Annotated in this window: 20 protein-coding genes and 1 tRNA gene; 13 read left to right on the top strand and 8 right to left on the bottom strand. The window is 35.0% G+C overall.

The window, feature by feature from the left end:
* Nucleotides 1-45 precede the first annotated feature (45 nt).
* The gene (locus H7F21_RS04165) at nt 46-1,188 is read right to left on the bottom strand and encodes a helix-turn-helix domain-containing protein (RefSeq protein WP_185787958.1); all 1,143 of its coding nucleotides are present in this window, start codon (nt 1,186-1,188) and stop codon (nt 46-48) included.
* Between the two features lie 94 nt (nt 1,189-1,282).
* Nucleotides 1,283-2,053: a hypothetical protein gene (locus tag H7F21_RS04160; protein ID WP_185787957.1), complete on the bottom strand. Its 771-nt coding sequence runs from the start codon at nt 2,051-2,053 to the stop codon at nt 1,283-1,285.
* A 43-nt stretch (nt 2,054-2,096) separates the two neighbouring features.
* Between H7F21_RS04160 and H7F21_RS04155 the strand changes: the two genes are divergently transcribed.
* Genes H7F21_RS04155 through H7F21_RS04145 form a run of 3 tightly spaced genes read left to right on the top strand, consistent with a single transcriptional unit; the run spans nt 2,097 to nt 4,599 of the window.
* Nucleotides 2,097-3,239: a methionine aminotransferase gene (locus H7F21_RS04155; RefSeq protein ID WP_185787956.1), complete on the top strand. Its 1,143-nt coding sequence runs from the start codon at nt 2,097-2,099 to the stop codon at nt 3,237-3,239.
* 55 nt (nt 3,240-3,294) lie between these two features.
* Complete coding sequence (locus tag H7F21_RS04150; RefSeq protein WP_185787955.1) at nt 3,295-3,816, top strand: hypothetical protein; 522 nt, start codon at nt 3,295-3,297, stop codon at nt 3,814-3,816.
* Between the two features lie 3 nt (nt 3,817-3,819).
* On the top strand, nt 3,820-4,599 hold the full coding sequence (locus tag H7F21_RS04145) for an amidohydrolase (protein WP_185787954.1): 780 nt from the start codon (nt 3,820-3,822) through the stop codon (nt 4,597-4,599).
* Here H7F21_RS04145 and H7F21_RS04140 read toward each other — a convergent pair.
* Both H7F21_RS04140 and H7F21_RS04135 read right to left on the bottom strand, forming a co-directional pair.
* Nucleotides 4,583-6,214: an Ig-like domain-containing domain gene (locus H7F21_RS04140; protein WP_343067473.1), complete on the bottom strand. Its 1,632-nt coding sequence runs from the start codon at nt 6,212-6,214 to the stop codon at nt 4,583-4,585. The genes H7F21_RS04145 and H7F21_RS04140 overlap by 17 nt on opposite strands.
* A 34-nt stretch (nt 6,215-6,248) precedes the next feature.
* Nucleotides 6,249-6,908, bottom strand: a complete 660-nt coding sequence (locus H7F21_RS04135; protein ID WP_221892422.1) for a ComF family protein — start codon at nt 6,906-6,908, stop codon at nt 6,249-6,251.
* Nucleotides 6,909-6,996: 88 nt separating this feature from the next.
* Here H7F21_RS04135 and H7F21_RS04130 point away from each other — a divergent pair, with 88 nt between their 5' ends.
* Nucleotides 6,997-7,881: a hypothetical protein gene (locus tag H7F21_RS04130; RefSeq protein ID WP_185787952.1), complete on the top strand. Its 885-nt coding sequence runs from the start codon at nt 6,997-6,999 to the stop codon at nt 7,879-7,881.
* A gap of 63 nt (nt 7,882-7,944) precedes the next feature.
* Nucleotides 7,945-9,489, top strand: a complete 1,545-nt coding sequence (locus H7F21_RS04125) for a glycine--tRNA ligase (protein ID WP_185787951.1) — start codon at nt 7,945-7,947, stop codon at nt 9,487-9,489.
* Between the two features lie 72 nt (nt 9,490-9,561).
* Here the strand turns inward: H7F21_RS04125 and H7F21_RS04120 are convergent, their stop codons facing one another.
* Nucleotides 9,562-10,089 carry a DUF3575 domain-containing protein gene (locus tag H7F21_RS04120; RefSeq protein WP_185787950.1) on the bottom strand — a complete coding sequence of 176 codons (528 nt, stop codon included), beginning with the start codon at nt 10,087-10,089 and terminating at the stop codon, nt 9,562-9,564.
* A gap of 99 nt (nt 10,090-10,188) precedes the next feature.
* Entirely contained in the window at nt 10,189-13,611 is a 3,423-nt protein-coding gene (locus H7F21_RS04115; protein ID WP_185787949.1) for a hypothetical protein, read from the bottom strand.
* A gap of 135 nt (nt 13,612-13,746) precedes the next feature.
* On the opposite strand from H7F21_RS04115, the gene H7F21_RS04110 reads away from it, so the two are divergent.
* The 4 genes from H7F21_RS04110 to H7F21_RS04095 all read left to right on the top strand — a co-directional run bounded on the left by H7F21_RS04110 (nt 13,747) and on the right by H7F21_RS04095 (nt 17,128).
* Nucleotides 13,747-14,508 carry an exodeoxyribonuclease III gene (locus H7F21_RS04110; RefSeq protein WP_185787948.1) on the top strand — a complete coding sequence of 254 codons (762 nt, stop codon included), beginning with the start codon at nt 13,747-13,749 and terminating at the stop codon, nt 14,506-14,508.
* Between the two features lie 23 nt (nt 14,509-14,531).
* Nucleotides 14,532-15,491 (top strand): OmpA family protein, encoded by a 960-nt coding sequence (locus H7F21_RS04105; protein WP_185787947.1) that lies wholly within the window; start codon nt 14,532-14,534, stop codon nt 15,489-15,491.
* Between the two features lie 158 nt (nt 15,492-15,649).
* Nucleotides 15,650-16,687, top strand: coding sequence for an aldo/keto reductase (locus H7F21_RS04100; RefSeq protein WP_185787946.1), 1,038 nt, complete (start codon nt 15,650-15,652; stop codon nt 16,685-16,687).
* Between the two features lie 15 nt (nt 16,688-16,702).
* Nucleotides 16,703-17,128, top strand: a complete 426-nt coding sequence (locus H7F21_RS04095; protein ID WP_185787945.1) for a DUF4174 domain-containing protein — start codon at nt 16,703-16,705, stop codon at nt 17,126-17,128.
* Between the two features lie 37 nt (nt 17,129-17,165).
* On the opposite strand, the gene H7F21_RS04090 is transcribed toward H7F21_RS04095, so the two are convergent.
* Nucleotides 17,166-17,247: transfer RNA gene (locus H7F21_RS04090), tRNA-Leu, on the bottom strand.
* A 104-nt stretch (nt 17,248-17,351) separates the two neighbouring features.
* Here H7F21_RS04090 and H7F21_RS04085 point away from each other — a divergent pair.
* Nucleotides 17,352-18,740, top strand: a complete 1,389-nt coding sequence (locus tag H7F21_RS04085) for a dipeptidase (protein WP_185787944.1) — start codon at nt 17,352-17,354, stop codon at nt 18,738-18,740.
* Nucleotides 18,741-18,742: 2 nt separating this feature from the next.
* On the opposite strand, the gene H7F21_RS04080 is transcribed toward H7F21_RS04085, so the two are convergent.
* Nucleotides 18,743-20,053 carry a M28 family peptidase gene (locus H7F21_RS04080; RefSeq protein WP_185787943.1) on the bottom strand — a complete coding sequence of 437 codons (1,311 nt, stop codon included), beginning with the start codon at nt 20,051-20,053 and terminating at the stop codon, nt 18,743-18,745.
* A 198-nt stretch (nt 20,054-20,251) separates the two neighbouring features.
* On the opposite strand from H7F21_RS04080, the gene H7F21_RS04075 reads away from it, so the two are divergent.
* From H7F21_RS04075 to H7F21_RS04065, 3 genes are all read left to right on the top strand, one after another.
* Nucleotides 20,252-20,617 carry a BlaI/MecI/CopY family transcriptional regulator gene (locus H7F21_RS04075; RefSeq protein WP_185787942.1) on the top strand — a complete coding sequence of 122 codons (366 nt, stop codon included), beginning with the start codon at nt 20,252-20,254 and terminating at the stop codon, nt 20,615-20,617.
* 83 nt (nt 20,618-20,700) lie between these two features.
* Nucleotides 20,701-23,166 carry a M56 family metallopeptidase gene (locus H7F21_RS04070; RefSeq protein WP_185787941.1) on the top strand — a complete coding sequence of 822 codons (2,466 nt, stop codon included), beginning with the start codon at nt 20,701-20,703 and terminating at the stop codon, nt 23,164-23,166.
* Nucleotides 23,167-23,313: 147 nt separating this feature from the next.
* Nucleotides 23,314-24,414, top strand: coding sequence for a DUF4407 domain-containing protein (locus tag H7F21_RS04065; RefSeq protein ID WP_185787940.1), 1,101 nt, complete (start codon nt 23,314-23,316; stop codon nt 24,412-24,414).
* The last annotated feature ends 16 nt before the right edge of the window (nt 24,415-24,430 follow it).

The following is a 24,430-nucleotide window of genomic DNA, read 5'->3' as shown; positions in this document are numbered from 1 at the left end:
AACCTTGGTTTTATGAGAGGTCTATTTAAATCGGGACGGAAATAATTACTCTAAATTTCTATATTCCGCCGGTGTTTTTCCAGTTTTTTGTTTAAAGAGTTTATAAAAAGTAGACTTAGACTTAAAGCCTGAGTCCATGGCAATTCCCATGATACTCAACTTAGAAAAACTAGGATCCTGAAGCTTATTTTCGGCAAGATCCAAGCGTAGAGTATTTATATAAGTGTAAAAGTTAGTGCTTAGATGGTCGTTAAGCGTTTGTGAGATACTTTGTGGTGATTCTTCCAGTACATCTGCAACTTTTTGAAGCGTCAAATATTCGTCTAGATAAAGTTCTTTGGATTTTATAAGTAAGTTCATCTTTTGAGCGATGAGCACCATGTTTTCATTTGTTAAACCAGAGTTTACGTATTTTGTTTTGGCAGGAATCTCTAGAGGTACAACCTCATTTTTTAGGAAATAAATAAGCTGCTTTTGATACTTTACACCAAAGGCCAATAAAAAAAAGAACAGTAATATATTAACAAGTTTAAAAGTTATACTTGCTTTTGTCAACATAAAATCTGTGCGTGCAATTATAACTAAGTAAATAAGGATAAAGAGCAAAATAATTGCCCAAACCAAATATGTAATCCAATGCAATTGGTATTTATCCGTATTGGAAAGATTAGCTTTTAACAGTTTCTTATACTGAAACATAGCGATGAGGCAAAGTATACTATAAACTAAACTTACAACGGCCAAGGGAATGCCAACAAAAGCATAAGTGAAAGACGATAAACCGGATGGTAAACTTATAAAACCATTAATTACTAGAATATCTTTGACTGTTGATATATCAATCGAAACCAACCAAGCCACATAAACCAGATAGAAAGAAACATGTAAGGCTTTTTCCAAACCTGTAATTCGTCTTATTTTGGTTAGATCCACAATCGCCAAATAAAAGAGTGGCATATGAAGCATGCATAAAGGAAAAGCAAAATAATTGATGTTAAGGTAGTTGGGTAAAACCGCGTTGAGATTCAATAAATAGAATACAATTTGCATGACTATAATGATCAGCCACGCCTTTAGAAAATAGGTTTTTACATATTTTAATTGTAATCCGGAAAACAGTAAGTAAAGACCAAGAATAATACCTGCAATACTAAAGCCATTGAATAGAATGTCTATAATCTTCTCCAAATTCACCTAAACTTGAATCGAATATACAAATTTTGATTATCGCTACAGGTATCAATTATTGCGAGATACTAAATAAATAGATTATAATAAAATTTTAGTATCCCGTGACCAATAAACGTCTAGCAGCTTTAATTCCACACTTCTGGTATTTATGGTAAGCTTGTGCTGCACGTTCTCGAATTTGCACATCCGTTTCATCTGCTACCCAACCCTCAATTGCTGATTTTAAGGTATAGGCTTCAGGAGCCATTAAACCAGTAGTCCAAACTAATGGACTGGCTTTGGTTTGTTCAAAGTAGGGTTTAAAATAAGTCTTACTCACACAAGCCAAAATAATAGCATCTCGTTTGGTGTCATTTATTGCAGAGAAATCACCATCAACATTAAATTCCATTAAGCCATCATGACCAACATAAGCTAACAATTTCGAATTGCCACCAAAGCTCAACTTAGAAGAATTATAGGCGATAGAAACCTCATTTCTTCCTGCTGTAGCCTCTAAAAAATCTATTGTGGTTTGTTTAATGTATTTGCCGTCATAAGCATCCGCCAACATGAAAGTATTAGAGCTTTTGTGCTTAAACAATAAACGTTCTAAAATCTTTGGGTTATCTGATTTCATAGTTTTAACCAAGGACCAATCTTCGCTATTCTTAAAATGTGTTTTTATTCCGTATAACGCTCCCCAATATAAATTGCTCTTCGGATCTTGTCCATTACCAAGCTTAGCTGGTACAGGAACAATACCTTGATTGGCATTGTCACACAAAGCGACAAAAACATGAATTGTTTTAATCGGATTTTCTCTTTTTGAGACTCCAAATAACAATAAAATGAATACTAATAGAAGTATAGTTTTTTTCATATAAGTCAAACGGAATATCAGAGGATTTAGTATCTTTCAACTTATGCAACACCAGTCAAAACTACCTAATGTAGGCACCACCATTTTCACGGTAATGAGTGCTCTAGCCAATGAGTATAAGGCGCTTAATTTATCACAAGGCTTTCCTAATTATCCAAGTTCACAAAGATTAAATGATTTGGTCACCAATGCTATGAATAATGGCTACAACCAATATGCACCAATGGCAGGGAACTTAGACTTGCGCTTTGCTATTTCTAACAAGTATCAACTGCTCTATAATTCAACCTATCATCCCGAAAAGGAAATCACGGTCACGGCTGGCGCCACACAAGGCATTTACACGATAGTCTCAGCTTTTATTAGACCTAAAGACGAAGTCATCATTTTTAAGCCTGCATATGATTGTTACCAACCAGCCATTGAGCTCAACGGCGGAAAAACAATCGCTATTCAACTATCTGCACCTGATTACAAGGTAGATTGGAATGAAGTTGCATCCCATATATCATCAAAAACCAAGATGATCATTATAAATACACCTCATAATCCTAGCGGAACGATTTGGACTAAAAACGATATGCTTCAACTTCAGAAATTAACCAGAGGCACCAATATTATTGTCTTAAGTGATGAAGTATATGAGCATATTATTTTTGACAATGAGCAACATCAAAGTGTCTGTTTATTTGAAGACCTAAAGCAACGGAGTTTTATTACGGCCTCTTTTGGAAAGACGTTTCACAATACAGGTTGGAAAGTTGGATACTGTTGTGCGCCAGAGCATCTAATGGTGGAATTTAGAAAGGTACATCAGTTCAATGTGTTTTCCGTGAATCATCCTATGCAAAAAGGCATTGCCGATTATATGCAAGATTCAGGTACGTATTTAGACTTAAATACATTCTTTCAACAGAAGCGCGACCTATTTTTAAGTCTAATTTCGGAATCAAGGTTTAAATTTAAGCCCTCTAAGGGCACTTATTTTCAGGTGCTAGATTATTCCGATATAACAGATGAGCATGATGTGGATTTTGCCAAACGCCTGACCAAAGATTATCAATTGGCTTCAATTCCGTTATCTGTTTTTAACGAAAAAGACAAAGACGATAACGTGTTGCGTTTCTGTTTTGCAAAAACTGATGAAACCTTAATAAAAGCATCAGAAATATTGTGCAGAATTTAAGTTACTTTTTGTACTTTTCTGTGTCTTATTACTAAACTAAAACTATTACACACTCATGAAATATTACATTACACTTATCCTTTTAGTATTTTCTTTATTGACATTTGCACAGAAGGTTGAAAAAGATGGAAACACTTATGAAGTTAAAGACGAAAAAATCTTTCTAAACGGCGAAGATGTTACGGAAACACTCAGTGTTGAAGATAAAGCAATCATTTTAAAAGAAGCTACAATGATTTCCGAAAAGATGAAAGCTGAGGAAAAAGCGAGAAAGGAGAAAGAGAAGGCCGAAAAGAAAAAAGAAAAAGAAGCCAATAAACTAGAAAAAGATCAGAAAAAAGCTGAAAAGGCGGCCAAAAAAGCAGAAAAAGACCGCAAAAAGGCAGAAAAAGCTTTAAAAAAGGAACAGAAGATTAAAGAAAATTACAAGAAAGCCCAAGACAATCTATCTAAAGCTCAAAAGAAATACGACAAGCTCAAAAAGAAAGGGAAATTATCTCCAGTAGACGAAAGCAAATGGCTAGAGAAAATTGAAAAACTTACAGAAAAAGTAGCGAAAGCAAAACAAAAGCTATAAACTATGAGCAATGCCCTAACAGTTGCTATTGTACAAACCGATTTGGTTTGGGAAAATCCCGAAGCCAATCGAAATAATATTGAAAATAAGGTCAATACTTTAGAACGTGTTGACCTTATTATTTTACCTGAGATGTTTACTTCTGGTTTTACCATGAATGCTGCTTCTGTAAGCGAAACCATGGATGGTATATCCATAAATTGGTTAAAAACACTGTCTAACAAAAAAGACACAGCGATTGTGGGCAGCTTGGTTATTCAAGAAAACGACACATATTATAATCGTTTGGTTTTTGTAGAGCCCTCTGGAAAGATCACTCATTATGATAAGCGACATACATTCACCTTGGCTGGCGAACATAAGGTTTATACAGCTGGCACTGAAAAAGTGATTTTAGATTATAAAGGATGGAAGATTTGCCCAATGATCTGCTATGATTTACGTTTTCCTGTTTGGGCGAGAAATACGGAAGACTATGATCTTTCACTTTATGTTGCTAATTGGCCAAAAGTCAGAGTAAATGCTTGGGGCACACTCCTAAAAGCCAGAGCTATTGAAAACATGAGTTATTGCATTGGTGTTAATCGTGTTGGTTTGGATGGTAATGCTTATGAATATTCTGGGCATTCTGGTGCATATGATGTTTTAGGCAACAGACTCGATTCTATCCCTGAAAACGAAGAAACCATAGAAATAGTCACATTAGAAAAATCGCATATTAAAAAATATCGCGAAAAACTGGGCTTCTTAAAAGATAGAGATACTTTTAATCTAGAAGCATAAAATCAATAATAAAGTCGAAACTAGAACGCACTGCTTCTATTTGAGGTGCATAACTCACACGTTCTGGCTGAATGCCTAACAGATAATTTCCCGAATCATATTTACCATTCGCATTAGAATCATAAATAACACGCAAATTGTATTGCTTTGGTACCAAATCCGTAAAATCAACTACAGGTGAATCCTTTGCATAGCGCTCATACTCAACATCACCTCTATCGTCCACCAATTGCACTATTAATGGAAACTTAGCATTTCTAAGATTTACCCTAATATTTCCGTATTCCGATTTTAATTTGGTTCGGGCACTGAAGCTTAAGGTATCTTTGTTCGTGTCTTCATAAAAGTCCATAAATGTACCTGGCAACATGGTGAAATTATACTTCTGACTTTCTTCCTTTTTAATTGGAAAAGTGTATCGATTAAAGATAGAATCGTACTCCACTTCAAAATCAACATCCAAAGAATCTTTATCAATAAGTTTAATTTTAGATTTATCAATACTAACCAATGGTGTATTGGCTTCTAACATAAAATCTTGGTCAAAATTTAATGTTCCGGATATTACCGTTTTAATAGTTAAGGAATCGGCTTCTAGATTTCTAAAACGATGCTTAAAAGTGTCTACAGACTTTTCATTCGTAACAACGAAAAATGTCGTGTCAATTTCAAACTTGGGTTTATACCAATAATAAAGTGTGTCTGTCTTAGGATCTTTTACTATTCTCGTTTGGTAGTCTTCGGGTGTATCTCCAAGGACTTTAATCCGCATCGATTCGTAATCACCTTCATATGGAAATATGATTCTTGTAGCACCATCTTGCTTGGGTTTTACAGCTTTGAAATTTACAGCTTCGCTAAATAAGGTGAGTTTGTATTCTTCATTAGATGGTACAGTAATATGTTCTTCCACAAAACCAATTTTATCATTCTTTTGGTCGAACTTATAATTCCCATTTTTATCTTTTAAAGCAATGAGTTTATAAGTTCCTGCTTTTATATTGTCGATACTAAATGTTGTTAAACTGTCGAGTGTATTGGTTATATATCTTGGTTTTTCTTTATAAACGATAGAATCCGTATATGTAGAATCTACCTCATAAAGCATCACGGAAACAAAAGGATCGGGTTCTTTTAACAACGCATCTTCCACATAACCTTTTACCGAAAGTGAATCTATAGTATCACCAGTTGAAAACACGTAACGGTAATAAGGATAAGGATTTCCTTCATTATTGTCTACAATACTTTCACCAAAATTAAAAGCATAAGTGGTATTGTCTTGTAAGGTATCTTTTATCTTAATGGAGATATATCTACTCGCCCCTCCCATGGGTACAATGACAGGATCTGTATCCATTGGTGGAGAAATAATAAGCTGTTTTCTTAAATCTTCAATTTTCACATATTCATCAAAATAAATTCTGATTTCCTCCGCATCAAAATTCGTTGAGAAATTTTCAGGAACTTCTTTTTCAATAACAGGTGGTTCTTCATCAGTTTCTCCTCCAGTAGGTGAACCACGATTGGCGCAACTTGCTAATAATAAAGCAAAAAAAAGAATATTAAAAATTCGCATTGAAGATGAACGCATTTGCCCAAGATAATTTAGCACAAAGAAACAATTTTAAAATCAAGAAACGAAAAAATCAATCGGCAATTGCCATCGTGGCAAGACTTAACTTAATATTATCAATTTTTAACAATTCTGTAGCACAAGCCTCAACAGTAGCTCCAGTAGTAATGATGTCATCTACCAACAATATATGTTTTCCGCGTAAGGATGTATTCTCGGCTATACCAAATACAGCACCATCATCATTCCAGCGCGATAAACGCCCTTCAAAAACCTTGGTTCTTGTTGCTCTAGTCTTTATTAAAACCGAATCGTTATACTCGGCATCTAGGCACTTTGCAATTTCCTTGGCAAAATCAGCGACTTGATTGTAACCTCGTTTCCGTAATTTCGTTCTATAAAGTGGCACTGGTACAACCACATTTATTGTCTTATAACCTTCAATATTGGATAATTCTGCACCAAGCCACTTACCAAAAAAGCCACTAATTTGCTTATGACCTTTGTACTTCAAATTATGAAGTAATTGTTGCACCATTCCTTTTTTCGAAAAATGTAAAAGTGCGGTCGCGTTTTCGAGTTTTACACGTCCGTAAAGCACTTTTTTGACAGCTTCAATATGATCAAAATGAAAATTGGTAATAGGTAGCTGATGTCGGCAATTCGTACAAATTACTAACTCGTTATCCGATAAAACATTACTGCATGCTTCACAGACTTTTGGGAAAAACAAGTTTAACAAATTTTTTATCACTTAATCGAATAAAATAAAATCGCCGTTTAATATACTCTAATTTCGCATTAACTAAGTAAAATTAATAATGATAGTTAACCCTCAATTATTTAACTACAGATTAATTATAAGCTCTTTATTGGTCGTTTTAACTGTTTTAGGTATTTATAGCTTTACAAATTACAAATCCATAAAATCCTACGAAGAATTCCTGAAACAAGAAAAATTTTTGATAGAAAAAGAACTATCAGAAATATTGACAAGTTACGACGAACTAAGCCAAGATTATGATCTTATGTCTTCTCAGCTCCAAGAGGCAAAATTAGAAACTAAATCAGCTTTAGATTCTTTAAGATTATTAAAAAGTGACTTATCTATAATCACTAAATTTAAAGATCAACTTTCAGTCTTAAAAACTAGGAGTCGTGTACTTTTAGGTGCCATAGATTCCTTAAATGCTGCCAATTTAAAATTGCAGCAAGAAAAGCGTTATGCCCTTAATACCATAGAGAAAAAGACCTTAGCGATTAACGTACTCGAAGAAACTAACGATTCTTTAAACAAGACTATTGACGAAGCAGCCTTATTAAAGGTTAACAGCGTAGAAGCAAAATCCTATAAATTAAAATTGGGTAAGAAACGTTTTACAGAAAAAGCTAGACGTGCCAATGCCATCGATGTTTGTATAAAACTTACTGAAAACCCTTTGACCATTAAAGGTAAAAAAGATATCTATATTCAGATTGTGAGTCCACAAGGCAATGTCGTCGCAGACAAAGGAGAGGTTACTTTTGGTAACGCATCCTTAATCTATAGTAAAAAGGAAAATTTCAATTTCGATAATAAAAATTTGGAAATATGCACAGCGATTGTCGCTGACGACCAAGATCAACCGTTCTCCAAGGGCTTTTATTTTATCAATGTATTTCATAAAGATAGAAAGCTCGGCGGCACGAGTATAAAACTCAAATAATAACTAACTATAAATTTTTAAAAAACCGCTCTGTTAATTAGAGCGGTTTTTTATTTTTGCAGCATGGCAAACGAGGACAAATTCAAAAAAGTAATCTCTCACGCAAAGGAGTATGGTTACGTGTTTCAGAGTAGTGAAATCTACGATGGATTAAGTGCAGTGTATGACTATGCACAAAATGGTGCTGAATTAAAGAAAAATATCCGTGACTACTGGTGGAAAGCCATGGTACAAATGCATGATAACATTGTAGGTATTGATGCTGCCATATTTATGCACCCAACAACATGGAAAGCTTCTGGTCACATAGATGCTTTTAACGATCCATTAATTGACAATAAAGACTCTAAAAAGCGCTACAGAGCAGATGTTCTTGTGGAGGATTACTGCGCCAAGATAGAAGCCAAAATCAACAAAGAAGTTAAAAAGGCTGAAAAGCGTTTTGGAGATGCTTTTAATAAAGAAGAATTTGTTTCTACAAATGGAAGAGTTCTTGGTTACCAGGAAAAAATAGACACCATTCTTAAACGTTTAGGACAATCTTTAGAAAAAGAAGATTTGGCTGATGTTAAAGCGTTGATTGAAGAACTTGAGATCGCTGATCCAATGACAGGAAGTCGTAATTGGACAGACGTAAAACAGTTCAATTTGATGTTTGGCACTAAGCTAGGTGCATCTGCGGACACTGCAATGGATTTATACTTAAGACCTGAAACTGCACAAGGTATTTTTGTAAATTTCCTCAACGTCCAGAAAACTGGACGCATGAAGATTCCTTTTGGTATTGCTCAAACAGGAAAAGCATTTAGAAATGAAATCGTCGCAAGACAATTCATTTTTAGAATGCGTGAGTTTGAACAAATGGAAATGCAATTCTTCATAAAACCAGGCACTCAAAAAGAGTGGTTTGATTATTGGAAAGACACGCGTTTAAAGTGGCATAAATCCCTTGGTCTAGGCGATGAGAACTATCGTTTTCACGATCATGAAAAGTTAGCTCACTACGCCGATGCCGCGACAGATATAGAGTTCAACTTTCCATTCGGATTCAAGGAATTGGAGGGAATTCATTCCAGAACAGATTTCGATTTAAAACAACACGAAGAGTACTCAGGCAAGAAGTTGCAATACTTTGATCATGAAGATAATGAAAGTTATACACCATATGTATTAGAAACTTCAATTGGTCTAGACCGTATGTTTTTAGCGGTTTTCTCTAATAGTTTACAAGACGAAACTTTAGAAGATGGTAGCGAAAGAACCGTATTAAAACTTCCTGCCGTTTTAGCACCCACAAAGGCTGCTATTTTACCACTGGTCAGAAAAGATGAAGCTTTAACAACTATGGCGAAGACTATTGTAGATGACCTTAAATGGGATTTTAATGTAGTTTATGATGAAAAGGATGCCGTAGGAAGACGCTATAGACGACAAGACGCTGCTGGAACACCGTTTTGTATTACGGTTGATGGTGAGAGTATTGAAAACAATACAGTAACCATTCGGCATAGAGACACTATGGAGCAGAAGCGTGTTAGGATTGAGGCATTGCGAGACATCATTAAAAAGGAAGTCGATGTCAAGGAATGGTTGATGCTGATGAAGTGATAAACTTGAATACAGATAAAAAGAAAAGCCCAAACTAGTTTTAGTTTGGGCTTTTCTTTCATATAGGTATTTTCAAAATCTATAACCAACACCAATATTAAACTTACTTACAAAGTCTAAATCTGTTTCGTTCGATTTAAATAGATTTCTACCAACTCCAAAGTTCAATTCTCCTATAAAACCACCTTTTGTAACCCATTTGCCACCTAATCCAATTCCTAAAGCAAAATCAGTGACATATTCCCTATCATTGTCTTCAATAAAAAAATCGAATTCGCGATCAGAAGCATTCAACATACCAAAGCCCTCAATAAAAAACCCAGCCGCATATTTGTTTCCAAAGTAAAATCTGTAATAAGGGGAAATATAATATTGTAAATCGTCTTTTATGTCTTCATCATAGGGTAAAACAGCATTAATACCTACGGCAGATTCCTCATTTAAAAGGCGTTCATACGAAAAGTCAAAAAGCCCAATGACGAGATATAAGCCATTGGCTTTTATTTCATTGTTCTTTGCATAAGGATTGTCATTTTGTTCTTGCGAATTTGCAGACAATACGCTGCAACACACGATTAGTACTAAAAGCAACTTTTTCATTTATTGATTGTTTAATTGATTAAGATTGTTGTTAGGCAACAACAATTGTACCAATAGATGTAGAATATTTAAAAAGGTTGCGTGGGAATTCTCTCTATTTTAAAAATACGCCTTTAGTTGAATTGTGCCTGTATGGATAACCTTTGACGTTTCTGTTTTTCGTCCAAAATAATTCAGATTTAAATCAAGAAATTTTGTTAATTTTTTTTGAGCCAACAGACTCCACGTAAAGTTTTTTCCTGGTTGTAAACCCTCCATCATTTGATAAGCCACTGGAGTATTGGCGTTACCCTCAAATTCATTTTGAAAGAAGTTGAACTCTCCCGTCAGTGCAATCTTTTGGGCATTGTTATATGTAAAAGACAGACCATAGTTATTTTGAGCCAAGGATTCCAAACTTCCAATGGTATTTTCCTTTGAGGTGTACTGATAGAAGATATCAAACTGTGCATTTTCACTAAACAAATAGGATAGTTTAGGCTGAAAGCGTTCTTCTTCAATATCAAAATTTCGGTTGGCAAAGTTTTCACTAATGCTTTCGTCAGTGCCAAAACTAGCCAATGCATTCACCAGCCAATTTGTTCCAAATTTATGGTTGAAATTTAATTGATGACTGGTCAACTTATTTTCCTGGAAACCTATGGATAATAGATTACGACTGGTATTGGTTAAAAAGGTATATGATGTGGTATAACGTTGTTTACCTCTATTATAAAATAATACATTCCGAATACTATTATTTAGTGCCAGTTGATTGTCTTCATCTTCCTTAAAAGGATTTAGATTAAAATTATTACCATCTCGTCGTACTTTCCTATCAATTAAAAACGAGGTTTGATTATAAAAATGCGAAAAGAACTTTTTGGTCTTATGTTCTGATTTGCTCCATTGAATTGGATTGATTGTCAAGGTCTGGCTTAACCTGTTTTGATGTGTCCTCACAAAAACTTGATTTGGTAATAAGACTCTAATATAGCTGCCCTGATCGGCAAATTGAGCCACCTCGAATTCATTTAATTCTTGAATACCGTTCTCGTTATAATCAATCCAAGTATAAGCACCTTGTCCTGCTTCAACCTCGACATAAGTGAAATCTTGCTGTGGTAAGGTTCCAGAATTCGTTTCAAAGCTAGTATTCCATAAAATAAGGTTATTAAACAATTTCTGATTGAAATTTAATCGACTATTCAAACTCTGCTCATCCTCAAAGTTTTCATCTTCAGATTTTAAATCCCTATAGTTAACAAATAACTGTAGATTGGTGTTTTTATTCTGAATCAACCTTGATTTTAAATAATAAGTGTTTGAGCTGTTGACGCGCTCTACTGTATTATTACGTAAACTATCATTAAAGCGTTTGATATAACCCACCTCAATAAAAACTTTCGTACTGTCTCCAATACCAGCAAAAGCTTCATAGGCTCTAAATTTTTGACTTAAGGGTGTTAAGGAATCCGTTGCTATAACCACTTGCTCATTATCTTCCGTAGCAAATTTGGCGCCCACCCATTTTTTATCCTTGCCATAAACCGCACGATTGAATGATCTTAAAAATGTAGAGCGATTGATTGTACTTTCATTATTTAAAAAACTAGAATTTGTAAACACCCTGAAATTCCCTAATCTTAAATTGGCAGTAAGATTATGTCTATTCCCATTGAAATTATCGGCATAACTCAAATGTTCAAAATTGTATTGGGCTGTGCCTTTTTTAGAATGAGATAATTGCAATCCCGAGGTCAACAATAATTGATTACCAAAGTTGAGGTAGCTCGAGTTATTCTCAGAGTTATCTAAATTCCAGTCGCGATTAAACTCAGCTCTATACAAACGTTGAATTGTCCTGAAGTTTTCATTAATATAATCAGCATCTACTAAAGCAGATAAATTCCAAAGGCTATCTGTTTGTATGAGCTTTTGTTTTAGTGTCAACTTTCCAGCAAAACCATCATTGTTGCCATCATCTAAACTAGAAAATAAATTAAGATCATTTTTACTTCCTGCCAGTTCAAAAAATACATCTGTCTTTTCTGTGGGTTTATATGTACCATTCAGAACAGCAATTTGTAAACGCTCAGGAGCAACCAATTGTGTAATTGGCTCGTAATTACCTTGAGCTACACCTGCAATTGGTGCGACATATTCGAAAATATTGGAAACAGCGTTGTCGTTACTCAAAATATAATTGCCTTGGTTAGCACCAACTAACGTGAAGCGCACGCTGAACAATTCATCCTCCGGATTTTGGGAAAACACAAAAATCTCTTCACCATTAGCAATGTCTTTTCTATATAAAATTCGCGTTTCAGAAAAGGATTCCGAAGTTGCAGATGGCGCTACCATTAAACTCATATCATCTCCAGCATCAGCTAGAATTTGGGTTTGTTCTGTAGATAAGTTTTGCTGCAAGGGTTGATTCTTAGCATCACTCTCAGAATACACAGAAACATTTAGATTTAATTTTTCAGACCGATACGACCCTCCTCCGAAAGCAGTGAATCTTGAATAATTACGTTCACTAAACTGATAATCGACCGTTATTCGCATTTCGGAAGTAATCGGATAGGTAGAGTTAAAAATAATTTCTCCAGCATTATAATCAATGATGTAATCTCTATTTTCACCACGCGCTAATGGCACACCATTAACATAGACCGTTTCACTACCTGAAACAATAAGCACAAACAATTCGTTATTTGGGCCACGCAATTTATAAGGCCCTTGGTTACCTTCTTGTGCTGTAAATTGCGTTGTTGTAAACTGGCCTCTAACCAATGCTCCAGAAGCGAATACTGAAGTCTTTTCACTTATATTAGCATTGACAAATAAACCTTGCACACGTTTAGAAAAGTTGGCAAAATAGCTGTTGGTGTTCACTAAGTCAATGTCTCCTGCGCGTATATTCCAATTATCGCTAAACAATTCTATAAACACTTGGTCGAATTCATCAAGACGCTGGGAATAACCACTTTCTTGCAATGGGATATTAGCATCTTGTATGGATGCTCTCAAAGACACTTTATCGCTCAACTTTCCCGAAATCTGCAAATCGAGCTCACTATTTAAAACGGAGTTTTGATTATTACCAATGGTAACACCTCTTGAGATACTACCAGACGTGGTTAAGCCATCGAAAGGTGTGAATGTGCTTTTTTTATTAGTGTTTTCGAGCTTATATAAAGCTCTTGAACTAGACCTATCTACGATGACATTGTCATCCAATTGCTTATATACTTTGGTTAAAAATTGAGGATAGCGCAAATACTCTACATGAATGGTGTCTAAATCAGTCGTCTTATTAAATACTAAAATAGATTTTGCATAATCGACTGTGTACAAAGTTGAATCCAATACCTCTCCATCCTTAGTCTTTACCACAAATTTTGATGGATTAATGCTAACAGAATCTATTTGAATAGAATCTTTTACAGCAATACGCTTTACCTTATAATTACTAGTGGTTTCTTGAGTAAAACCCAAAAAAGAACATAGAATTAATAATAAAAGTAACGCTCGTTGCATGTAGAATAATAACTATTTAAAAGCTAGATTATTTTATTGTTAAAATAGCCTCAAAATAATAGTGTAAAAGTAGGGTATTATTTAATTTAGAGCGATAATAGACAATGACCAAAAACAACACTATAAATTCGCATAATGAAAATAGCATCTTACAACGTCAATGGCATACGTGCTGCCATAAATAAAGGCTTTATTGACTGGTTAAAAGCGACAAATCCAGATGTGATTTGTTTACAGGAAATCAAAGCTATGGAAGAGCAATTAGATTTAGATTTGTTCACCGAAGCAGGTTACGACTACAATTATTGGTTTAGCGCACAGAAAAAAGGCTATAGTGGTGTTGCCATCTTGTGTAAAACCAAACCGAATCATATAGAGTTTGGTACCAGTATAGCTTCCATGGATTTTGAAGGGAGAAATTTAAGGGTAGATTACGATAATGTTTCAGTAATGAGTATGTATCTGCCATCTGGAACTAATGATGCGAGATTAGCCCATAAATTTGAATACATGGATTTAATCCATGACTATCTAAATAATCTGCAAAAAGAAAAGCCTAATCTTGTTGTATGTGGTGACTATAATATTTGTCATGAAGCGATTGATATCCATAATCCAAAAATGAAAGGCGTTTCAGGATTTTTACCCGAAGAACGCGAGTGGCTGGGTAATTTCATAGACAGTGGCTTTATTGATAGTTACAGACACTTACATCCCGAAAAACAAGAATTCTCATGGTGGAGTTATCGCGCCAACGCAAGAGCTAATAATAAGGGTTGGCGATTAGATTATGCCATGGTGAGCGAACCTTTACAAGAAAAAATAAAACACAGCGTTATACTCACTGAAGCTGTCCATAGTGACCATTGTCCAATTTTATTGGAACTTGACTTATAATTACAAATAAATCTACAATAAACATGATTAAAAGAATTTCATTAATCGTATTAACGCTAACTTTATTCACGTCTTGCGTATCTAAAAAAATCTATACTGATCTCGAAACAAAATACGCAGATCTAAAAAAGGAAAATAGAAGTTTAACCGACGATATTGAGGCTCTTTCCAAGGATAAAACAAAATTATCAAACGATTTAGACAAGCTCCAAACGGCCTATAGCAGAGCTGTGAGCGAACGCGATAAACTACAATCAGACTATGCAGCGGCAAAATCCAATCTTGATAATTTAAAGGCCTCATATGCGGCTTTAGAACAAAACAGCTCTGCTGAAATAGCTAAGAACTCGAAAAAGAACAGAGAGCTATTAGCTCAACTCGAAGCTAAGGAACAAGCATTGGCTGCTGAAAATGAGCGTTTGAATAACCTCAAAAAAGAACTTGAAAATCGTTCGCAACGTGTTGCCGAACTCGAAAGTGTAATTGCCTCCAAAGATGCCAATATGCGCGCTTTAAAAGATGCTATATCTAAAGCTTTGACCAATTTTGAGGGCAAAGGTCTAACAGTTGAACAACGCGATGGTAAGGTTTATGTATCTATGGAAAATAAACTTTTATTTCAATCAGGTAGTTGGTCTGTCGGTTCAGAGGGTCGCAAAGCTGTACAACAATTGGGAAGTGTATTGGCCGAAAACCCTGATATTGCTATTCTCATAGAAGGACACACTGATAATGATCCTTACAAAGGCAATGAGCAATTAAGTGGTAACTGGGATTTATCTACAAAACGCGCCACTGCTATTGTAAACATCCTAAGAGAGAATGCATCTATTAACCCGGAAAATTTAACTGCTGCTGGTCGTGGTGAATTTGCACCAATTGCATCTAATAATACTACAGAGGGTAAAGCAAAAAACAGGCGTATTGAAGTGATTTTGACACCTAAACTAGACGAGATTTCTAAGTTGTTAAATGATATATGATTTGTTATTCCTGCTTTCGCAGGAATCTAAAGTAAAACCTTAACATAGTTTTAGACCTTTCAAGTTTTAAGAACATGAAAGGTCTTCTTATTTTTGCTTTTGATACTGCAATATAAAATTAACCATTAAAAAGATTCCCACTTTCGTGGGAAGTAAGTATGAAATACACAACATTACCAAATACCGATATAAAAGTTAGTAAAATATGCCTTGGCACCATGACTTGGGGCAACCAAAATACCCAAGAAGAGGGTTTTGCTCAAATGGATATGGCAATAGATAAAGGCGTTAATTTTTTTGATGTTGCTGAACTTTACCCTGTGCCTGCAACTGCAGAGACTTATGCCGAAACTGAGCGTATTATTGGTAATTGGTTTAAAAAAACTGGTAATAGAGACAAAGTGGTTTTAGCAACTAAAATTGCTGGACCTGGAGATTATACTGCGCATATTAGAACGACTGGATTTAGCAAAGGTGCTTTAAACGAAGCTATTGATAATAGTTTAAAACGTTTACAAACCGACTATATTGATTTATACCAATTACATTGGCCAGAACGCGAAACCAAACTATTTGGCCATAGAGATTATGTGCATAATCCTAATGATACATGGGAAGATAATTTTAATGAAATTCTCCATAATCTTGACACTATTATAAAATCTGGTAAGATTAGACAGGTTGGTATTTCTAATGAAGGGGCTTGGGGAACCATGCGTTACCTAGAAGAAGCTAAATACAATAATTTGCCAAGAATGGTTACCATACAAAACGCATATTCACTGCTGTGTAGACCTTTTGATGGTGAATTAGCAGAAATAGCACATCGAGAAAATATTGGTTTATTGGCCTATTCACCAATGGCGTTTGGTGTTTTGTCTGGTAAGTATATTAAAGGTACTGCCGCAGATAATGCGCGACTAAAATTATTTCCAAGGTTTGCTCGCTATAGTAGTGAACATGCGACTGAAGCCACAAAGCGTTATTTAAAAATTGCGGAAGATCACAATATGAACTTAGCACAAATGGCATTAGCTTTTGTAAATGAACGACCGTTTTTGACCAGTAACATTATTGGTGCTACAAATCTTGAACAATTAGAAGAAAACATAGATAGCATCAACATCTCATTATCAGAAGATATAATAAAAGCCATTGATAACGTCCACAATGCCATTCCTAATCCCGCGCCTTAGTGAATTTTAAGTTTTATGAAATATCTAATCCTAATTGCCGTGTTATCAGTATCGGCTATTTCTAATTCTCAAGAATTAGAAAAATATAAATGGTCTAACCGTATTCTATTAGTTGTTTCTAAGACTGAAACATTTAACAAGGCTGAACTTCAAATTAAGAATTTATTGCTTAAGCCTAAAGAACTATCTGAGCGAAAATTATTAATCTATAGAATACATCCTAATACATACAGAATTGAGAACTCGAACGACAGTGACTGGATTATAAACTCAAAATTATATAAAACCTACAATGCTAAAGATGATGAATTCAAGATGGTCTTAATAGGCTTGGATGGTGGCATTAAACTCAGTCAGAATGATGTTTTAAGCACTGAGGCCTTATTTTCGAAAATTGATAGTATGCCAATGCGTGCTTCAGAATTAAAGAATAAACAATAAAAAAGCCTCAGTATAACAACTGAAGCTTTAATCTCTGTACAGGCGGCGAGACTCGAACTCGCACACCTCGCGGCACTAGATCCTAAGTCTAGCGTGTCTACCAATTCCACCACGCCTGCAAAAGGACTGCAAATATAAACAATACTTTATAAATTCAAATAGCAATTAAACAAGAAAATAGTCGTCCTAGTTTTCTTATTTTTGTTAGAAATCTGATTCACTTATGCAAACCATTCAATCTTATATAAACGAAAATAAAGATCGCTTTCTCAATGAGCTTATTGAATTATTGAAAATTCCATCTATTAGTGCAGATTCAGCGTATAAAAATGATGTTCTAAAAACGGCAGAGATCATAAAGACCAGCCTAGAAAATGCTGGCTGCGACCATGTTGAAATTTGTGAAACGGATGGTTATCCTATAGTATATGGTGAAAAAATTATAAATAAAGACCTACCAACAGTTTTGGTATATGGACATTACGATGTGCAACCACCAGACCCTTTGGATTTATGGAATTCACCACCTTTCGAACCAGTTATTCAGAAGACAGAGTTGCATCCTGATGGCGCCATATTTGCAAGAGGTGCTTGTGATGATAAAGGCCAAATGTACATGCATGTTAAGGCCTTGGAATATATGACCAAGAATGATGAGCTACCTTGTAACGTGAAATTTATGATTGAAGGCGAGGAGGAAGTTGGCAGTGAGAATCTAGGCATTTTTGTGACTAACAATAGAGAAAAACTCGAAAACGATGTTATTCTCATTTCAGACACAGGAATGATCGCCAAAGACGTGCCGTCAATAACTACAGGCTTGCGTGGCTTAAGTTATGTAGAGGTTGAAGTCACTGGACCAAATCGCGATTTACATTCTGGTTTATATGGTGGTGCCGTAGCAAACCCAATCAATGTATTAACTAAGATGATTGCTACGCTTCATGACGACAACAATCATATAACGATTCCCGGTTTTTACGACAATGTAGAGCATCTCTCTGAGTCAGAGCGTGCCGAAATGGCAAAGGCACCCTTTTCATTAGATAGTTATAAAAAAGCATTAGATATAGACGCTGTTTATGGCGAAAAAGGATACACCACGAACGAACGTAATTCAATTCGACCTACATTAGATGTCAACGGCATTTGGGGAGGTTATATCGGTGAGGGCGCTAAAACTGTGATTGCCAGTAAAGCCTATGCGAAAATTTCAATGCGGCTAGTACCTCATCAAGATTGGGAGGAGATTACCGAACTATTCAAATCTCATTTTGAAAGTATCGCACCAGATGCTGTTAAAGTAAAGGTAACACCACATCATGGTGGACAAGGCTACGTGACACCAATTGACAGTATTGGTTATAAGGCGGCTTCAAAAGCTTATGAACAGACGTTTGGCAAAGTTCCGATACCTCAGCGCAGTGGCGGAAGTATTCCTATAGTTTCATTATTTGAAAAAGAACTTAATAGCAAAACTATCTTGATGGGCTTTGGTCTCGATAGTGATGCCATTCACTCACCTAACGAACATTTTGGCATTTGGAATTACCTTAAAGGCATCGAAACTATTCCTTGGTTTTATAAATATTTTACCGAACTAAAAAAGTAAACCTACTCTTTCACAATCTTAAAGGTTGAGGATTTTGTTTGTGATTTGAGATTCACAAAATAAACTCCAGAAGACATGTCTTTGAGTTCAATTTCAATGTGTTGCTCTCTGGAGTTAGCTTTTCTGACCATTTTTCCAGAAATATTATTAATTGTAATATTCAACTCTGACTTTGTGAAGTTGTCGATCTTAATAACTGAAGTTACGGGATTAGGATATAATTTTATATCGTTTGGTGAAAATTCATCTGTGGATAACACGGCAAAATTAATACAAGGACTCATCTCTGTACAACTCCCATTTATAACTTCAACTGCATAATTTCCGCTTGCTGAAGGTGCAAATGTTTGGTTGGTTTCTCCCGGAATCATAATATCCGTATCACAATTAAACCACTGATAATTAGCCGCAGCTTCATTTGCGGTTAACGTTGTTGGTGACTGTGTTACCGAATTATCTAAATTCAATAGATTAGCTTGCGTTGCCATATAAGCCAGAACTAATTTTGTAAGTTCGGTCATATACTGAAAATCGATGTCCTCTGTTCTATCACCTGAGGTATGATAATCTGGTGTTTGATCATTTGTTTCCCAAGATTCACCCACCAAAACTGCAGAATAGCCCTGACTCCAAAATCGAGCGTGATCACTAGCTGTTGTTCCTGGGTTAACAACAATTTCATTCAAATCGAAAGTGTAGGTATTCAAAATACTAATTAAGTCGTCCTTTATTGCAATAGAATTGGCAATGTTTCTTACATCGATGTCAAAATCATTATCGCCTATTGTGCCAGGAGCATCACCATCATAACCAATCATATCCATATTTATGACACCAAGGATATTATCCCTCGAATTACCATTAGTTTCATCGGCGGCCTGTTGTGCATAAAAGTTGGCTCCAAGTAAACCTATTTCCTCTTCATCCCAAAGGGCGTAAATAATGGTATTATCTGTGCACTGTCCTGATAAAATCCTTGCAATTTCCAATACTGCTGAAACTCCGGTAGCATTGTCATCCGAACAGAATGTCGTCACCGAATCGTAATGCGCACAAACAATGTAAATGTTATCTGGATTTGTTTTTCCTAATTGTGTGGCAATAACATTCTTTCCAGTGCTATTAAAATTTTGAAACTCAACCGTAAGATTAGGTAAGGATTCTAGCTGTTCCTTTATAAAAGTCGCAGCTAAATCATTATTGCTTTGAACCCGACTTGTTATAGTTTGTGTTGTTCCATTAATAATTGCTGATCCCTCTCCCGAAAGTATCTCAACGTTGGTTTGCAGGTTCGCAGTACTAATTGCATTCATAAGGTCCTCAATGGATTGTCCATATGAAAAACCTATTATAAGAAAACATAAATACGAAAGAAGTGACCTATTTACCATAAAAAATTTTCTTTTTCTAACCATAACAAATATAAGGATTCGGTGTGCTTTTTAGGCTATAATTTTGAATATTAAAAATTTTACTCTACATTTGTAGAGTTAATTCTAAAAACGTAGAAGATGCAGCTTTCAAAAACCGAAGAACAATTAATGCAATACCTCTGGAAACTAGAAAAAGCTTTTATGAAAGATTTACTAGACATCTATCCAGAGCCTAAACCAGCCGTAACGACGGTTGCCACTTTGTTAAAACGAATGATTGGGAAAGGTTTTGTGGATTATAAAACCTATGGCAAGTCTCGCGAGTATTTCCCCTTAGTAAAGAAAGAAGATTACTTCTCAAGACACGTCAACGGGCTGATCAAAACGTTTTTTAATGACAGCGCCTCACAATTTGCTTCATTTTTTACAAGAAAGACGGATTTAACTAAAGAAGAGTTGGAAGAATTAAAGTCTATCATAGATCAAGAAATTAAAAATAAGTAGTCATGGTAACTTATCTATTAAAATTTTCGGCATGTCTTTTGGTCTTTTGGCTGGTCTATATTTTTATACTGGAGCGCCAAAAAATGCATTTTTTCAAACGATTTTACCTTTTAGGCTCTATAGTATTAGCTTCTATAATTCCGATGTTAACGATAACACATTATGTAGAACCCATAGTTAACGAGTATGAAGCTTTACCAAATAATATGCCGATTGAAGCATACCCAACAGAAATAGCTATCGAAGCTACACCAATCTTAAGTTTGGAAACTATTCTTTGGATCATATATGGCATTGGTGTAGTATTATTTGCTTTGCGTTTTGCGGTAAATCTATTCAAATTATACCAGAGAATTTCAGAAAACGAACGAGTACCTCAACGTTCTTTCATTTATGTATTGTTGAAAGACTATCGTATTCCACATTCATTTTTCAAGTATCTCTTTTTGAACAAATCGAAATTTGAAAATAATACTATTCCAAAAGAAGTTTTACTTCACGAAGAAACGCACGCCAAGCAATTACATAGTTTAGATATTATAATAGTTGAACTATTACAAATCGTATTCTGGTTTCATCCGCTAGTTTATATTTTAAAACATCACATAAAACTTAATCACGAGTTTTTGGCCGACCAAGCTGTTCTAAATCAAGGTACAGAAGCCAAAAACTATCAGAGTATTTTACTACAATTTTCATCAGGTACTCAAGAGTATCAATTCTCGAGTGCTATCAATTATTCATCAATTAAAAAACGATTTACAGTTATGAAAACACAAACGTCAAAAACCAGAATGTGGCTGAGCACACTGCTAATTTTACCAATCATTGCCATTCTTTTTTTCAGTTTTACTGAAAGAGAATATGTCCAGAGAGAAAAGCCAGATACTACAAAGGCAATTAAAAAAGAATTGGAAAAAGCTAACACCTACAAGTTGGAGTATGTTGGAGAGAATATTATTGAAGTATATTTAAAAAAATATGAGCAATATGAATCTCTAAGGGTTAAAAAACCACACTACATCAACAAATCGAACGAAGAACAAAAAGAAATGGATGCTTTGTTTTCCGATCTTGGAGGTATGTATTTTAGAATGTCAAAGACCAATAAAGCTAAAGTAAAAAGGCCTATCCCTCCAATTCTTCCATATGCTAAAATTACACTTAACGGTAAAACGTATTTCAAGAAAAAAAGTGAATTAAGTGAACAGGAAAAATCGACTTTGCCGCCTCCGCCTCCGCCATCTACTAAAAAGACAAAAGGTGGCCCTAACGATGGAGACACTCAAGAAGTATATAACCCTTCATTTATAGAATATGTCATAGAAATGGAAGAACTAGGAGCTTCTTTCTATCTGGATGACAAAAAAATAACGTCTGATGAGGCTAAAGCAATTGCTAAAAACAATAAAGGCAAACGTACTGCAATGACAACTCAGAGAGATGAGAATGGCCAATATTTGGTTAAGTTGTCTTCTTCTGAAAACAAGACACTTTATGCCAGAAGTATTGAGCTAAAAATATTAAATAATAATGCTTATTTAATAGATGGTATAAAAGCAACGAAGAAAACATTTGTGGAGGTGTTGAACCAACTGCATCAAGATATTACTTTCGAAGAACGCAATAAGATCATGAATATCCATGTAAGTTCATCTCATACAATTTCTGACAAAGAAACTTGGTTTATCTATAATTCACTGCAAGACTATGGGTTCTATCGTATTGTAACTCCTAATCAAGAAATAAATAGAGTAAAGGGCAATACGCCTTTTGCAATTGAGAGTCATATTTCAAAACAACAAAACGCCACAAAAGAACAAATTACCGAATACAATACTTGGGCAAAAAAACTAAATAAAAAAAATAACAATCTTGATAAGGTACATGAAAATGATAAACATGAGGGCTACCTCATAATTAGCCCAAAAGATTTTAAATATTATAAATCTATTTATGATAAAATGTCTGAAAAACAAAAAAGGGAATCTGAACCTCTACCACAAGGAGTCTTATTAGTTCAGAAACAAGACATGCCACAAAAAAACGCCACAAAAACTCAACTTGCAACATATAATAAGCTCGCCAAATATTATAACTCCATGATTGAGGAAGGTGGAAACATTCGAATTCAAATGAAAGATGTTGAAAAAATGAAGTATATATATGGTTTAATGAGTGATAAACAAAAGAAGAGTGCAGAGCCATTTCCTGATTTCCCTAAACCTCCACCTCCGCCAGAACCTGCAACTATTCAAGTTATCGAAGAGCAAGACATTCCAATACCACCACCTGCTGTCGATGCTCCTGAACCAATTGAAATTATTGAAGAAGGGGGAATTATGCCTCCACCACCTCCACCTGCACCAGAATCTCCTTTAGATTTTGTAATCAGAATGGCTAAAACCAATGCTAAATTTTATTTCAACAACAAACCGGTTTCTTCAGATAAGGCCATAGAACTTCTTAAGAACAGTACCAAGTTGAATGTAAGCGCTAAAAATACAGGTACTAAACAGCCTTTAATCTATATTTCCGAAAACCAATAGCCATAAAAGTGAAATAGAAAATAAAATACAATTATTTCTAAAGAAAAATTAAAAAGCCTCGATCCATGAGGCTTTTTTTTGCATTAAGCATGTAACAAATAGTATGTTTTAGCGTTCTAATAGACAATCAATCAAAAAACAATCCACATGTTAAAGCAATTCTTTATCCTGTGCTCAGGAGCAGATACCGATATTTTAAACGACTGTTCTATAGGTGAGCAAAACAAGTATGCTGGCATTGGTGCAACCGTTTTCTTTACAGCGCTGATGGCTACTATCGCCTCTAGTTATGCACTTTATACGGTTTTTGATAATCTCTACACCTCTATTTTTTTCGGAATAATTTGGGGCTTACTCATTTTTAATTTAGACCGCTATATTGTTTCTACAATCAAAAAACGAGATAATGTCTTAGATGAGATTCTACAAGCTACTCCAAGGATTTTTCTAGCAGTGATTATTGCCATAGTAATTTCTAAACCTTTGGAATTGAAGATTTTTGAGAAAGAAATCAACCAAGTGTTATTAGAACAAAAAAATGAGTTAACCTTGGCGAATCAAAACCAAATAGCAGAGCAGTTTAATCCTAAAATTGCTGATTTACAAGGTCAAATTTTAGGTCTACAGTCTCAAATTGACACTAAAGAAGCCGAGGTAAATGCACTTTATCAAACTTACATCACGGAAGCTGAAGGGACTTCTGGGACTCTGAAATTAGGTAAAGGCCCAGTTTATAAAGAAAAACGCGAAAAACACGATGCAGCTTTGGCAGAACTGCAGCAACTTAAAACAGATAATAAGGGTAAGATTACTGCAATAGAAAACGAAATCATTGCCTTACAAGGTGATTATAATGCTAATGTCGCCAAAACACAACCAGTCATTGATAATTTTGATGGTTTAATGGCAAGAGTAAATGCTTTGGGAACACTACCTTGGCTGCCTTCCTTTTTTATTTTCTTACTGTTTTTGGCCATTGAAACGTCTCCAATAATTGCAAAATTATTATCACCAAAGGGTGAATTTGATTACAAATTAGAAGACCAAGACACCACAGTGAAGAGTTGGACGATGCAACAAGTTGCTGAACGTAAGCTTTTAGTTAAAACGGACAATGATATTAACAACAAGGTCTATACCGAAATTGCCGACGAAGAAGAGGTGATGAACTACAAACGCAAAAAGGCAAGAGAACTGATGCAACATCAAGCGGATGCGTTTTTGAAAAAGCAGAAAGGTGTGCTGTAAATAATTTTTACTTCAC

The organism is Winogradskyella flava (assembly GCF_014243395.1).
Taxonomy (GTDB): domain Bacteria; phylum Bacteroidota; class Bacteroidia; order Flavobacteriales; family Flavobacteriaceae; genus Winogradskyella; species Winogradskyella flava.
This window is presented reverse-complemented; position numbering and strand designations above follow the sequence as displayed.